This window comes from Pseudomonas sp. FW305-3-2-15-E-TSA4 (genome assembly GCF_058787295.1).
This window is the reverse complement of the sequence record NZ_JBYSZP010000012.1, coordinates 179,862-194,500: the sequence shown is the minus strand read 5'-3', so window position 1 is coordinate 194,500 and position 14,639 is coordinate 179,862. Positions and strand designations below refer to the sequence as shown.

Genomic DNA, 14,639 nt, shown 5'->3' with positions numbered 1-14,639 from the left:
GCAGCAGCACGTTTTGCTGTGATTCAAGACAAGAAGTCCTGGGAAATCTTTACCATGCGTTTGCACTTGTTCAAGGCTCTACCGTTCGCCCTCGCCGCCTCTTTCGTCCAAGCACAATCCTTACCAGAAGCCATGCAACAGGCACTGGATGTCCATCCGGAAATCCAGGCGGGGGTCAACAGTCGTTTGGCCGCGGATTATCAGTTAAAGGCAGCCAAAGGTGGATACCTGCCCAAGGTCGATCTGCTGGGCGGTTATGGCCGTGAGGGCACTGACAGCGTGACCACGCGCGCCAACGGTGGCGGCAACCACTGGGAAACTTTGAACCGCAGCGAGTCAAGTTTACGTCTCTCGCAAATGGTTTTTGACGGTTTTGCCACGTCCAGCGAAGTCGGGCGTCAACAAGCCACCGTCAACTCCCGCGCCTACTCGCTGCTCGGCACTTCCGAGCGCACCGCGCTGACCGTCGCCCAGGTTTACCTGGACGTGCTGACCCGCCGCGAATTCGTGCGTCTGGCCGAAGAAAACCTCAAGAGCCACCAGCGCATTTACGACCAGATCCAGTTGCGCACCCAGCGCGGCGTCGGCAGTGGTGCCGACCTCGATCAGGCCGAAGCGCGGATGGCTCAGGCGCGCAACAACCTGATCACCGAACAGACCAACCTCGCCGACTCCGAGACCAACTTCCTCAGTGCCGTCGGCCAGATGCCAGACCAGTTGGAGCGCCCGGCGCCGTTCATGGCGATGATGCCGGCCAACCTCAATGAAGCCCGTACGCAGATGCTGGAAAACAGCCCGATCCTGCGCTCGGCCGAGTCCGATATCGCCGCTGCCGAGAAGCAGTACGAAACCGCCAAGTCGACCTTCTACCCACGTTTCGACGCCGAGCTGGGTCGCACTGCCGACAACGATCTCGACGGTCAAAACGGCCACAACAACGAATGGCAGGCCATGCTGCGCATGCGCTTCAACCTGTATTCGGGCGGCAGCAACAAGGCCGATCTGGAATCCAAGTCGTACCTGTCGAACCAGGCGCTGGACATCCGCAACAACGCCCTGCGTCAATTGAACGAAGAACTGGGCCTGGCCTGGAACGCCCTGAACAATGCCAATGCGCAGGTGCCGATCGCGCAGCAATACGTTGACCACAGCACCGCGGTGCGTACCGCCTACCAGCGGCAGTTCAGCCTTGGCGAGCGGACCCTGCTCGATTTGCTCGACAGCGAAAACGAGTTGTTCACCGCTTCGCGCCGTTTGGCCGAAATCAAGAACATTCAGTTATTTACTCAGTACCGAATCAAGGCGACCATGGGCGAGTTGCTCAAGAGCCAGGGAGTGGTCGCACCGTTGGCATCCGTCGTGCAGAACGGTGTGAAGCCGAAGGTCCAACTGCCGGGTATGAATTGAGCAGAACCTTCATTGTTCAATTGTTAGCCAAGAGTGCCGAGCGTGGAATCAGAAGTCAGTCGAGTTCAACTCATTCATGATCCGCGCGCGATGCACGACGATCCGTTACTGGATGGCTTGCTCGCTCTATGCATGTTGCACCAGAAGCCGGCCAGTGCCGCGATGCTCACCACTGGCCTGCCGCTGCCCAAACAACGCCTGAGTGTCGAGTTGCTGCCCCGCGCAGCGGCTCGCGCCGGGCTGCAGGGCCGGGTGCTGCAACGCAAGCTGGAAGAGATTCCGGCGATTGCCATGCCGGCGCTGTTGCTGCTCAAGGATGGCCGCAGTGCTGTTCTGCTCGGCTGGCAAGGTGACAACGAAGCCCGGGTGCTGCTCAGCGAAAGCGATGGCGGCGAATCGGTGGTCAGCCGCGAACTGTTGGCCGACGACTACACCGGCAAAGTGTTCTTCGCCCAGCCGCAGCACAAATTCGACGTCAACCACGGCACGCTGATCCCGCGTGCACGCTCGTGGTTTCGCGACACCCTCAAGCGTTCACGCTGGCTGTATGCCGATGCGATCGCCGCCAGTTTCCTGATCAACATCATCGCCATGGCCGCGCCGCTGTTCGTGATGAACGTCTACGACCGTGTGGTGCCGAACCAGGCCGAGGCGACTCTGTGGGTGCTGGCGCTGGGCATTACCGGTGCCTACATTTTCGACCTGATCCTCAAAAGCCTGCGCAGCCTGTGCCTGGATCTGGCCGGCAAGAAAACCGACCTGATCATCTCCGCGACGCTGTTCGAGCGCATCGTCGGCATGGCCATGAAGTACCGCCCGGCGCGGGTCGGCAGCTTCGCGCAGAACATCCATGAGTTTCAGAGCCTGCGCGACTTCCTCGCCTCGCTGACCCTGACCAGCCTGATCGACCTGCCGTTCACCATCCTGATCTTCATCGTCATCGCGATTCTCGGCGGGCATCTGGTGTGGATTCCGGTGCTGGCGTTCCCGATTGCGCTGTTGATCGGCTATGCGTTGCAAAAGCCGCTGGTAGCGACCATGGAACGCACCATGGCGCTCGGCGCCGAGCGTCAGTCGAGCCTGATCGAAACCCTCGCCGGCCTCGACGCGGTCAAGGTCAACAACGCCGAAAGCGAACGCCAGTATCAGTGGGAGCAAACCATCGGCACCCTCAGCCGCCTCGAACTGCGGGTGAAAATGCTCTCCGGTCTGGCGATGAATATCACCCTGCTGATCCAGCAACTGGCCGGGGTGATCATGATCGTCTTCGGCGTGTACCAGATCATCGCCGGCAACCTGAGCATGGGCGGTCTGATTGCCTGCTACATGCTCAGCGGCCGCGCGCTCAGCCCGCTGGCGTCGCTGTCCGGTCTGTTGACCCGCTACCAGCAGGCACGGGTAACCATGACTTCCGTCGACCAGATGATGGAGCTGCCGCAGGAGCGCAATTTCGAAGAACGTCCGCTGAGCCGCAAGGTGTTGCAGGGCGCGATCGAGTGCCGTCAGTTGAACTTCACCTACCCGGAACAGCAGAACCCGGCGCTGAAGAACATCAACCTGGTGGTCCGTCCCGGCGAGAAGATCGGCATCATCGGCCGCAGCGGCTCGGGCAAGAGTTCGTTGGCGAAACTGCTGGTCGGCCTGTACCAACCGGACGACGGCGCATTGCTGGTGGACGGCGTGGACATCCGCCAGATCGACGTCAGCGAGCTGCGCTACAACATCGGCTACGTGCCGCAGGACATCCAGCTGCTGGCCGGCACCCTGCGTGACAACCTGGTCTCCGGCGCGCGCTATGTAGAAGACGAGCTGGTACTGCAAGCCGCCGAACTGGCCGGCGTGCACGAATTCGCCCGTCTGCACCCGCAGGGTTACGAGCTGCAAGTCGGCGAGCGCGGGCAGAACCTGTCCGGTGGCCAACGGCAGAACGTTGCTCTGGCGCGGGCGCTGCTGCTCAACCCGCCGATCCTGCTGCTCGACGAACCGACCAGCGCCATGGACAACACCGGCGAAGAACGCCTCAAGCAGCGCTTGGCTGCCGTGGTTGAAAACAAGACCGTGGTGCTGGTGACGCACCGGGCCTCGCTGCTGTCGCTGGTCGACCGCCTGCTGGTGGTCGACCGTGGACAGATTCTCGCCGATGGCCCGAAAGCCGCCGTGATGGAAGCGTTGAAGAAGGGGCAGATCAGTGTTGCTTAAGTCGGGTGTCAAAGAGTCGATCCGTCGCTACTTCAAGGGGTCTGCCTCGCTGCAGGGCCAGCCGCTGCCGGAGGTCAACAAGGCGCTGATCGAGGACGCCCCGCGCGTCGTGCGCCTGACCATCTGGGCAATCATCGGCTTCTTCCTGTTCCTGCTGCTGTGGGCCAACTTCGCCGTGATCGACGAAGTGACCAAGGGCGACGGCAAGGCGATTCCGTCGTCGAAGATCCAGAAAATCCAGAACCTTGAGGGCGGGATTGTCTCGGAAATGTTCGTCAAGGAAGGTCAGATCGTCGAGGCCGGCGCACCGCTGATTCGTCTGGACGACACGCGATTTGCCTCCAACGTCGGCGAAACCGAGGCTGATCGGCTGTCGATGCTGCTGCGTGTCGAACGCTTGAGCGCCGAGGTCGATGACCGTCCGTTGAATTTCCCGGAGGACGTGCTTAAAGCCGTGCCGGGTCAGGCAAAAAGCGAAGAATCGTTGTACATCAGCCGGCGTCAGCAACTGCACGACGAGATCGGCGGTTTGCAGGAGCAGTTGATCCAGCGTCAGCAAGAGCTGCGCGAGTTCAGCTCCAAGCAGGCGCAATACCGCCAGCAACTGGGATTGCAGCGTCAGGAAATCAACATGTCCGAGCCGCTGGTGGCGCAGGGCGCGGTGTCGCCGGTGGAGGTGCTGCGACTCAAGCGTGCCGAAGTCGAAACCCGTGGTCAGCTCGACGCCACCACCCTGGCGATCCCGCGCGCCGAATCGGCCATCAAGGAAGTACAGCGCAAGATTGACGAGACTCGCGGCAAGTTCCGCAGCGAAGCGCTGACTCAGCTCAACGAAGCCCGCACCGACCTGAACAAGGCCCAGGCCACCGGCAAGGCGCTGGAAGACCGGGTCAGCCGGACGCTGGTCACCTCGCCGGTACGCGGCATCGTCAACAAGTTGTTGGTCAACACCATTGGCGGCGTGATCCAGCCCGGCAGCGACATGGTGGAAATCGTGCCGCTGGACGACACCTTGCTGGTCGAAGCCAAGATCCGTCCGCAGGACATTGCGTTCCTGCATCCGGGGCAGGAAGCGATCGTCAAATTCACCGCGTACGACTACACCATTTATGGCGGGCTGAAAGCCAAACTGGAGCAGATCGGTGCCGACACCATCACCGACGAAGACAAGAAAACCACCTACTACATCATCAAGGTGCGCACCGAGCGCAGCCACCTGGGCACTGATGAAAAGCCGCTGCTGATCATTCCGGGGATGGTGGCGTCGGTGGATATCATCACCGGCAAGAAATCGGTGTTGAGCTATCTGCTCAAGCCGATCATCCGGGCGCGGGCCGAGGCGTTGCACGAGCGGTAGGTCTTCAGCGCGGCACATGGCCCCTTCGCGAGCAAGCCCGCTCCCACATTTGATCTTCAGTGGACACAAGTTCTGTGTTCGACCGAGATCCACTGTGGGAGCGGGCTTGCTCGCGAAGGGGCCAGCAAAATCATCACATCCCTGTCAGTAAGTGACACAAACCGTCACTCACCATCCAGTCCATTCCTCACCATCCGCCATATCGTTATTCATTAACGGTATTTAATTTCCAGTTCTTATAGCTTTAAAGTCATCCACCTGCGTACCTGCCGACCAATCGGCGCGCCGCACGACCTGAACCAACACGCAATCCAGCGTGAGTGTCTGATCGACGTGCGCGCCTGTGAGCGCGCCGTGCGTGGGAGATTGAAAGATGTCCGCAGCTACTGCCACCCCAAGCGCCGCGACTGCCGCGCCGCAAACCTTTGAAATTCGTCCGTTCAGCGGTGCCGTCGGTGCCGAGATCATCGGCCTGGACCTGACCCGGCCGGTCAACGATCAGGACTTCGCGCGCATTCATCGTGCGCACCTGGATCACCACGTGGTGGTGTTCCGCGACCAGCGCATCACCCCGCAACAGCAGATCGATTTCAGCCGCCGCTTCGGCGTGTTGCAGATTCACGTACTCAAGCAGTTCCTGCTGGCCAATCACCCGGAAATCCTCATCGTTTCCAACATCGTCGAGAACGGCCAGAACATCGGTCTGGGCGACGCCGGCAAGTTCTGGCACTCCGACCTTTCCTATAAAGAGCTGCCGAGTCTCGGCTCGATGCTGCATGCCCAGGAGTTGCCGTCCGAGGGCGGCGACACGCTGTTCGCCGACATGCACAAAGCCTGGGACAACCTGCCCGAGGCGCTGCGCAAAGCCGTGGAAGGCCGCTCTGCCGCGCATTCCTACACCGCGCGCTACAGCGAAACCAAATTCGAAGGCAACTGGCGTCCGACCCTGACCCCGGAACAACTGGCGCAGGTCGCCGAAGTGGTGCATCCGATCGTCCGCACCCACCCGGAAAACGGCCGCAAGGCATTGTTCGTCAGCGAAGGCTTCACCACCCGCATCGTCGGTCTGCCGGAGGACGAGAGCAAACAACTGCTCGCCGAGCTCTACGCCCACAGCGTGCTGCCGCAAAACATTTACCGCCACCAGTGGCAGCCCCACGACATGGTGTTCTGGGACAACCGTTCGCTGATCCACCTCGCCGCCGGCTGCCCAGCGCACCTGCGCCGCAAGCTGTATCGCACGACCATCCAGGGCGACGCGCCTTTCTGATTTGCCGGAGATTCGATCATGTCCAAACGTCTTCCATTTGCACCGCTGGCGGCGGCCATCGGCCTGGGTTTCAGCCTGCTTGCCGGCAGCCTGGTGGCGCCAACCGTGGCCCACGCCGAAGGTGAAATCCGCATCGCCGAACAGTTCGGGATTGTCTATTTATTGCTCAACGTGGTGCGCGATCAGGGCCTGATCGAGAAGTACGGCAAGCAGCAAGGCATCGACATCAAGGTCGACTGGACGCAGCTCTCGGGCGGCGCGGCGGTCAACGATGCGCTGCTGTCCGGTTCCATCGACATTGCCGGCGCCGGGGTCGGCCCGCTGCTGACCATCTGGGATCGCACCCACGGCAAACAGAACGTCAAAGCTGTGGCCTCGCTCGGCAACTTCCCGTACTACCTGGTGAGCAACAATCCCAAGGTCAAAACCATTGCCGATTTCACCGAGAAGGACCGCATTGCGGTGCCGGCGGTGGGCGTGTCGGTGCAGTCGCGCTTCCTCCAATACGCGACGGCCAAACAGTGGGGTGACAAGGAATTCAATCGCCTCGACAAGTACACCATCGCCGTGCCGCACCCGGATGCGACCGCTGCGCTGATCGCCGGCGGCACCGAACTGACCGGGCATTTCTCCAACCCGCCGTTCCAGGATCAGGCGCTGCAGAACCCGAACGTGCACGTGGTGCTCAACTCCTACGACATTCTCGGCCCGAACTCGCCGACGGTGCTGTTTGCCACCGAGAAATTCCGCAACGACAACCCGAAAACCTACAAAGCCTTCGTCGAAGCGCTGACCGAAGCCGCGCAATTTGCGCAGAACGATAAGGGCGCGGCGGCGGACACCTACATCCGCGTGACCAAAGCCAAGATCGACCGCGCCGAGCTGCTGAAGATCATCGACAACCCGCAATTCGAATTCAGCGTCACGCCGAAAAATACTTACCCACTGGCCGAATTCCTCTACCGCGTCGGTGCGATCAAAAACAAACCGGAGTCGTGGAAGGACTACTTCTTCCAGGACGCCAAACCGCTGCAAGGGAGCTGATCGAGATGAATGCCCCTTTGCAAGGCCACGCGGCCAGCAACCCGATCGCCAGTACGCAAGCGCTGCTGGCGGTGGATAACGTCAGCCTCGAATACCGCACCCCGCAACGGGTGGTGCGCGCCACGCATCAGGTCAGTTTCGAAATCGATCCGGCGGATCGCTTCGTGCTGCTTGGCCCGTCCGGCTGCGGCAAGTCGACGTTGCTCAAGGCAGCCGCCGGGTTCATTGCACCGAGTGAAGGCGAGATTCGCCTGCAAGGTCAGCGGGTTGATGGACCCGGTCCGGACCGGATCGTGGTGTTCCAGGAGTTCGATCAACTGCCGCCGTGGAAAACCGTGAAACAGAACGTGATGTTTCCGCTGCTGGCCTCGCGAACCCTGAACAAAAAAGACGCCGAAGAACGCGCGCTGCACTATCTGGAAAAGGTCGGTCTGGCAGCGTTCGCCGACGCCTATCCGCACACCTTGTCCGGCGGCATGAAGGCGCGGGTGGCGATTGCCCGCGCGCTGGCGATGCAGCCGAAAATCCTTCTGATGGATGAGCCGTTCGCCGCGCTGGACGCGCTGACCCGGCGCAAGATGCAGGAAGAATTGCTGCTGCTCTGGGAGGAGGTGCGCTTCACCTTGCTGTTCGTTACGCACTCGATTGAAGAGGCGCTGGTGGTCGGCAATCGCATCCTGCTGCTGTCGCCACATCCGGGGCGGGTACGCGCTGAGGTGCACAGCCATCAATACGATCTGCAAAGCCTCGGCGGCGTAGCGTTTCAGGAATCGGCGCGGCGCATTCACCGTTTGCTGTTCGATGAAGGCCAGTCGCCGGAAACCGAGCGTGACCATGACTTCAACGACATTCGTATCGCTTATTGAGCGTTCTGGAGGGATTGCCCGATGAGCCAACCATCGTCTGTACGACAAGAGTTTGAAACGGTCCTTGAACCACTGACCAGCGTGCCGCTCGAGCGCGAATTGCCGCTGGGCCAACGCCTGTGGCAACAGGGCTGGCTGCGCAAAAGCCTGATCCTGATTCTGCTGGCGATCCTTTGGGAGGTGATCGCCCGGGTGCAGAACAACGACCTGCTGCTGCCAGGTTTTCTGCAGACCAGTCATGCGCTGTACGACGGCCTGCTCAGTGGTGAGTTGCTGGGCAAGGTGTGGATATCGCTGGTGGTGCTGATCAAGGGTTACCTGATCGGCATCGTGCTGGCATTCGCCCTGACCACGCTGGCGGTGTCGACGCAGTTTGGTCGCGATCTGCTGAGTACCCTGACCTCGATGTTCAACCCGCTGCCAGCGATTGCCTTGCTGCCACTGGCGTTGCTCTGGTTCGGGCTGGGGCAGAACAGCCTGATTTTCGTGCTGGTGCATTCAGTGCTGTGGGCGCTGGCGTTGAACACCTACGCCGGTTTTCTCGGTGTCTCGGAAACCCTGCGCATGGCTGGGCGTAATTACGGGCTGAAGGGCATGCGTTTTGTGCTGTTCATCCTGATCCCGGCAGCGCTGCCGTCGATCCTCGCCGGGCTGAAAATTGGCTGGGCGTTTGCCTGGCGCACGCTGATCGCCGCCGAACTGGTGTTCGGTGCGACCAGTGGTAAGGGCGGGTTGGGCTGGTACATCTTCCAGAATCGCAACGAGCTGTACACCGACAAGGTGTTTGCCGGGTTGGCGGTGGTGATCCTGATCGGGTTGTTGGTGGAGAATCTGGTGTTCGATACGCTGGAGCGAGTGACGGTGAAGCGTTGGGGCATGCAGCGCTGAGATTTGTGTTGGCAGGACCGGCGCCTTAGCGAGCAAGCCCGCTCCCACATTTTGGAATGCGTTCCCCTGTGGGAGCGGGCTTGCTCGCGAAGGCGTCCTTTCAGCCGCCGCCAAATTTGAAGGATGTTTGCTAGCATTGCACCCAGATCAATCCAGATCAGCCACGAGTGCTCAGCATGCAACTCCCGGATATGAATCTTCTGGTCGCCCTCGACGCTCTGCTCGACGAGGGCAGTGTGGTCGGCGCCGCGCGGCGGATGAACCTCAGCCCCGCCGCCATGAGCCGCACTCTGACGCGGATCCGCGAGGCGATCGGCGATCCGATCCTGGTGCGCGCCGGTCGTGGCTTGGTACCCACCCCAAAAGCCCTCGAATTGCGCGAGCAGGTGCGCGATGTCGTCGAGCAGGCGGCGCTGCTGTTTCGCTCCGCCGACAGCGTGGATCTGGGCACCCTGCGCCGGCGCTTCAGCATCCGCGCCAACGACTTTTTCATTGGCGTATATGGCGGCAAGCTGTTCGATACCCTCGACCAGCAGGCGCCACACTGCGAGTTGCGCTTCGTCCCCGAGGGCGATGGCGACGACGAAGCGCTGCGTGAAGGACGGATTGATCTGAGTGTCAGCAACACCCGTCCGGTAACCCCGGAAGTCAAAGTGCAGAACCTGTTCTCCACGCATTTCGTCGGTCTGGTGCGTGAGGATCATCCACTGCTCGACGGCGAGATCACCGCCGAGCGCTACGCCGGCTACTCGCATATCAGCATGTCGCGCCGTGGCATTGCTCGCGGCCCCATTGACACCGCGCTGAATGCACTGGGCCTGGAGCGGCGGGTGGCGGTGATCGCGCCGAGTTTCCACGCGGCGATGTTTGCCTTGCCCGATTCCGACCTGATCTTGCCGGTGCCCAAGGAAGCGTTGCTCAGCGTGCGCCGACTGGGCCTGAAGCTACGTTCGTTCAATCTGCCGATTCCGTTGCCGACGCTGATGCTGACTCAGGCCTGGCACCCGCGCTTCGACAAGGACCCGGCGCACCGCTGGCTGCGCGAAACGCTCAAGGCGTGTTGTGACGAGACGTGGCTGGCCACGCAACCCTGATACAAGCAGAGTCCGTGTGGGAGGGGGCTTGCTCCCGAAGGCGTCGTGTCAGGCACCGCACAGGTTGAATGATCCACCGCTTTCGCGAGCAAGCCCGCTCCCACATTGGATATTCATTGCTGCACTGAGCGCACTTATAACCTGCCAATAAGTCAATTTTCGTCAGCAGTAAGCCTTACTAAAATGCTCCGGTATTTTTCCTTCCGGAGTGTGTATCCATGACATCCCTGTCGGTTCCGGCGCCCATTGCTGCGGCCAGTCCGGCGACGGCGGCTGCGCCACCGGTGTTCGGGGCGCGGATCATCACCGGCCTGGTTGGTGTGCTGCTGGCGGTGCTGGTCTCGGGCCTCAACGAAATGGTGACCAAAGTCGCACTGGCCGACATTCGGGGCGCGCTGAACATCGGTTATGACGAAGGCACCTGGCTGGTGTCCTGCTACGCCGCGACCTCGGTGGCGGCGATGGCGTTTGCGCCGTGGTGCTCGGTGACCTTTTCGCTGCGCCGTTTCACCCTCTGCGCGATCAGCCTGTTCACGCTGCTCGGCGTGCTGTGCCCGTTCGCCCCGAATTACGAAAGCCTGCTGCTGATGCGCACCCTGCAAGGGCTGGCCGGCGGCGCGTTGCCGCCGATGCTGATGACCGTTGCGCTGCGCTTTCTGCCGGCCAATTTCAAACTCTATGGTCTGGCCGGTTATGCGCTGACGGCGACGTTCGGCCCGGGTCTCGGCACGCCGCTGGCTGGCTTATGGAGTGAATACGTCGGCTGGCAATGGACGTTCTGGCAAATCATCGTGCCGTGCCTGATTGCCATGGCAATGGTCGCTTGGGGGATTCCGCAGGATCCGCTGCGCCTGGAGCGCCTCAAGACCTTCAACTGGAAGGGCCTGCTGCTGGGCTTCCCGGCGATCTGCATGCTGGTGATCGGCTTGCTCCAGGGCAATCGGCTGGACTGGTTCGAGTCGAGCCTGATCTGCGGTTTGCTCGGCGCCGGTTCGCTGTTGCTGGTGGCGTTTCTGATCAATGAATGGTCGCAGCCGATTCCGTTTTTCAAGTTGCAGATGCTCGGCATCCGCAACCTGTCGTTTGCACTGATGACCCTGGCCGGGGTGCTGGTGGTGTTGCAGGCGGTGGTGCTGATCCCGTCGAGCTATCTGGCGCAGATCCAGGGTTATCGCCCGGTGCAGACCGCGCCGATCATGCTGATCGCCGCGTTGCCGCAGTTGATCGCGCTGCCGCTGGTGGCGGCGCTGTGCAACTTGCGCTGGGTCGATTGCCGCTGGGTGCTCGGCATCGGTTTGAGCATGTTGACCCTGTCCTGCCTGGGTGGATCGCTGCTGACCTCGGCATGGATTCGCGACAATTTCTACGTCCTGCAATGGCTGCAGATTTTCGGTCAGCCAATGTCGGTGCTGCCGCTGTTGATGCTCTCCACCGGCAGCATCCAGCCGCAGGACGGCCCGTTCGCTTCGGCGTGGTTCAACACGGTTAAAGGCTTGGCGGCGGTGATCGCCACCGGCGTCATCGAGGCGCTGACCACCGCGCGCCTGCATTTCCACTCGACCATGTTGATCGACAACCTCGGCAATTCACCGTTGGCTGATCGCAGCGACCCGGGCCTCGCCCATCGCCTGCACGAACAGGCCGTGGTGCTGACTTCCTCTGATCTCTATGTGTGCATGGCTGGCGTCGCGGTGGCGCTGATCCTGCTGATTTTCTGGCTGCCGACGCGGATCTTTCCGCCCCGCGCGCCGACCTGATTGCTTCACTGATACCGAAGGTTTTTATGACGACTCAAGCAAAGCAAAAACTCGCGGTGGCCGTGGCGGCCGCACTGGCGGTCGGCGTGTTGCTGTACCTGGCGGTGCCGGGACTGTTCGGCAAGCGCACCCAGCAAAACACCAACGATGCGTTTGTTTCCGCCGACTTCACCCTGGTGGTGCCGCGCGTGGCCGGATTCATCAAGGAAGTGCTGGTGGAAGACAACCAGCAGGTCAAGGCCGGGCAGTTGCTGGCGCTGATCGATGATCGCGATTTGCGCGCCGCCGCTGAAGCGGCCGATGCGCAAACCCTGGTCGCCCGCGCTCAGCTGCAAAACGCCAAGGCCACGCTGGAGCGGCAGACGTCGGTGATTGCTCAGGCGCAGGCCTCGGTGGTCTCGGCCAAGGCAGAAATGGCCTTCGCCCAGCAGGAACTCAATCGCTACAACCACCTCGCCGGTGTAGGTGCCGGCACGGTGCAGAACGCGCAACAGGCCCGCACGCGTATTGATCAGGCAACCGCTCGGCTCGATACCGCCAGCGCGAAGCTCGCGGCTGAACGCAAGCAGGTCGAGATTCTCACGGCGCAACGCGATGCCGCCGAGGGCAATCTGAAGCACGCGCAAGCGGCCCTGGAAATCGCCAGTTTCGAGCTGTCGTATACCCGGATCACCGCGCCGCAGGACGGCATGGTCGGCGAGCGCGCGGTACGTGTCGGCGCTTATGTCACGCCGGGCAGCAAGCTGCTGGCGGTGGTGCCGTTGCGTCAGGCGTATGTGGTCGCCAACTTTCAGGAAACCCAACTGACGGACGTGCAGCCGCGCCAGCACGTGCAGGTGCGCGTCGACAGCCTTGGTGGCGAGGCCTTGAGCGGTCGCGTCGAAAGCATTGCCCCGGCGACTGGCGTGACATTCGCCGCGGTGAAACCGGACAACGCCACGGGTAACTTCACCAAGGTTGTACAACGGATTCCAGTGAAAATCGTGCTTGAGCCGGGTCAGCCGTTGGCCGAGCGTTTGCGTGTGGGCATGTCGGTGGAGGCGAGTATCGACACTCGCCGTTCGGCGCCGGCGGAGCGCGAGGTGACTCAGCGATGAACAGCGTTGATAGAACTGACGCCTTCGCGAGCAAGCCCGCTCCCACAGGGATCTCCGTTTGGAACAAAGATCTCCAGCAACCTGCCAATCACCCGTGGGAGCGGGCTTGCTCGCGAAGAGGCCAGTGGCAGCAACTCGCACTCGGTGCCTTGCTCGCTCTTGGCCTCAGCGCCTGCACCGTCGGCCCGGACTTCCGCAAGCCCGAAGCCACACAGATCGCCGAATGGGCCAAACCCGCCAAATCAGCCCCCAGCCAAGCCGTCAGCGAACCGCTGAACGAACGCTGGTGGGAGGTTTTCCACGACCCGCAACTCTCAGCCCTGACCCAGCGGGCGATGAACAGCAACCTCGATCTGCAACTGGCCAGCAGTCGCTTGCAACAAAGCCGTGCCGCGCGCCAGGTGATCACCGCGGATCGCTACCCGAACACCGCCGCTACCGGCAGCTACGCGCGTAAACGCAACAGTGGCGAAGGCCTGAATGACCCGTCCGGGCACAACGGCGATTCCGCCTTCAACCTGTGGGACGCCGGTTTCTCCGCGTCCTGGGAACTGGATTTCTGGGGCCGTGTACGCCGCGAAACCGAAGCCGCCGATGCCAACCTCGAAGTCGCCGAAAACGACCGTCGCGGTGTACTTCTGGCGGTGCTCGCCGACACCGCGCAGAACTACATCCAGCTGCGCGGCGTGCAAAACACCCGCGCGGTCACCGAGCAGAACCTCGACGTCGCCCGGCACAGCCTCAAGCTTTCGCAACTGCGCCTGAGCGATGGTGTGGCAACCGATCTCGACGTCGCCGAAGCCGCCGCGCAGGTCGCGGCCATCGAATCGCGCCTGCCGGCCCTCGAGCAGCGTCAGTCGCAATTGATCAACGCGATCAGCCTGCTGATGGGCGAACCGCCGCAGGCCCTGGCCAAGGAGTTATCCACAGACGGCGCGGTGCCGCAGTCACCGCTGCAAGTCGCCATCGGCCTGCCGTCGCAGCTGGCCGAACGCCGGCCGGACATCCGGCAGGCCGAGGCGCGCCTGCATGCCGCCACCGCCAACATCGGCGTGGCCAAGGGCGATTTTTATCCGCGCATCACCCTGTCCGGCAACCTCGGCTCGCAAGCGATGCAACTGAGCGATTTCGGCTCCTGGGGCTCGCGCGCGTTCGGCATCGGCCCGCAATTGAGCCTGCCGCTGTTCGACGGCGGACGCCTGCGCGGCATGCTGCAACTGCGCGAAGCCCAGCAACAGGAAGCGGCCATCGCCTATCAGCAAACCGTGCTGAGCGCCTGGCATGAAATCGACGACCAACTGACGGCTTACAACGCCAGCCAACGCCGCCGCGACAGCCTCGCCGAAGCCGTACGCCAGAACCAGATCGCCCTGCGCACCGCACAGCAGCAGTACGTCGAAGGCGTGGTCGATTTCGTCAACGTCCTCACCGTTCAAGGCGCGTTGCTGGCGACTCAGGAGCAGTGGGTGGAAAGCTCGACCGGCGTTTCGCTGGCGATGGTCGGGTTGTACCGAGCGTTGGGCGGGGGCTGGGAGTCGGTGTATCCGGCGGGGGAGATGGCGCAACGCTGATGGCCTGAACTGGAAATGCCGAGGGCTGTTTGGGATTGGCCGGGGTGCCGGATGTCGTGAAAGCGCACACCGCCATCGACGGCTCTCCT

General features: G+C 62.1%; 11 protein-coding genes. All 11 read left to right on the top strand.

Going from position 1 to position 14,639, the window contains the following annotated elements; genetic code table 11:
• The first annotated feature begins 54 nt into the window (after positions 1–54).
• The 11 genes from AC3WMV_RS18225 (at position 55) to AC3WMV_RS18175 (ending at position 14,550) form a co-directional block, all read left to right on the top strand.
• Positions 55–1,407 (top strand): TolC family outer membrane protein, encoded by a 1,353-nt coding sequence (locus AC3WMV_RS18225; RefSeq protein WP_103367797.1) that lies wholly within the window; start codon positions 55–57, stop codon positions 1,405–1,407.
• 42 nt (positions 1,408–1,449) lie between these two features.
• Positions 1,450–3,606: a type I secretion system permease/ATPase gene (locus tag AC3WMV_RS18220; RefSeq protein WP_097086772.1), complete on the top strand. Its 2,157-nt coding sequence runs from the start codon at positions 1,450–1,452 to the stop codon at positions 3,604–3,606.
• Positions 3,596–4,963 carry an HlyD family type I secretion periplasmic adaptor subunit gene (locus tag AC3WMV_RS18215; protein WP_027611115.1) on the top strand — a complete coding sequence of 456 codons (1,368 nt, stop codon included), beginning with the start codon at positions 3,596–3,598 and terminating at the stop codon, positions 4,961–4,963. The genes AC3WMV_RS18220 and AC3WMV_RS18215 overlap by 11 nt, the downstream gene beginning before the upstream one ends.
• A 373-nt stretch (positions 4,964–5,336) precedes the next feature.
• Entirely contained in the window at positions 5,337–6,233 is an 897-nt protein-coding gene (locus AC3WMV_RS18210; RefSeq protein WP_097086774.1) for a TauD/TfdA dioxygenase family protein, read from the top strand.
• An 18-nt stretch (positions 6,234–6,251) separates the two neighbouring features.
• Positions 6,252–7,277: an ABC transporter substrate-binding protein gene (locus tag AC3WMV_RS18205; RefSeq protein WP_103367796.1), complete on the top strand. Its 1,026-nt coding sequence runs from the start codon at positions 6,252–6,254 to the stop codon at positions 7,275–7,277.
• Between the two features lie 5 nt (positions 7,278–7,282).
• Complete coding sequence (locus AC3WMV_RS18200) at positions 7,283–8,143, top strand: ABC transporter ATP-binding protein (protein WP_047601068.1); 861 nt, start codon at positions 7,283–7,285, stop codon at positions 8,141–8,143.
• 21 nt (positions 8,144–8,164) lie between these two features.
• On the top strand, positions 8,165–9,031 hold the full coding sequence (locus AC3WMV_RS18195) for an ABC transporter permease (RefSeq protein ID WP_095137828.1): 867 nt from the start codon (positions 8,165–8,167) through the stop codon (positions 9,029–9,031).
• A gap of 176 nt (positions 9,032–9,207) precedes the next feature.
• A complete protein-coding gene (locus AC3WMV_RS18190; protein ID WP_027611120.1) occupies positions 9,208–10,125 on the top strand; it encodes a LysR family transcriptional regulator in 918 nt (305 codons plus the stop codon).
• A 218-nt stretch (positions 10,126–10,343) separates the two neighbouring features.
• The gene (locus AC3WMV_RS18185; RefSeq protein WP_097086778.1) at positions 10,344–11,882 is read left to right on the top strand and encodes an MFS transporter; all 1,539 of its coding nucleotides are present in this window, start codon (positions 10,344–10,346) and stop codon (positions 11,880–11,882) included.
• Between the two features lie 26 nt (positions 11,883–11,908).
• Positions 11,909–12,979, top strand: a complete 1,071-nt coding sequence (locus AC3WMV_RS18180; RefSeq protein ID WP_103367795.1) for an HlyD family secretion protein — start codon at positions 11,909–11,911, stop codon at positions 12,977–12,979.
• Positions 12,976–14,550 carry an efflux transporter outer membrane subunit gene (locus AC3WMV_RS18175; RefSeq protein WP_178085230.1) on the top strand — a complete coding sequence of 525 codons (1,575 nt, stop codon included), beginning with the start codon at positions 12,976–12,978 and terminating at the stop codon, positions 14,548–14,550. Before AC3WMV_RS18180 ends, AC3WMV_RS18175 begins: the two co-directional genes overlap by 4 nt.
• The last annotated feature ends 89 nt before the right edge of the window (positions 14,551–14,639 follow it).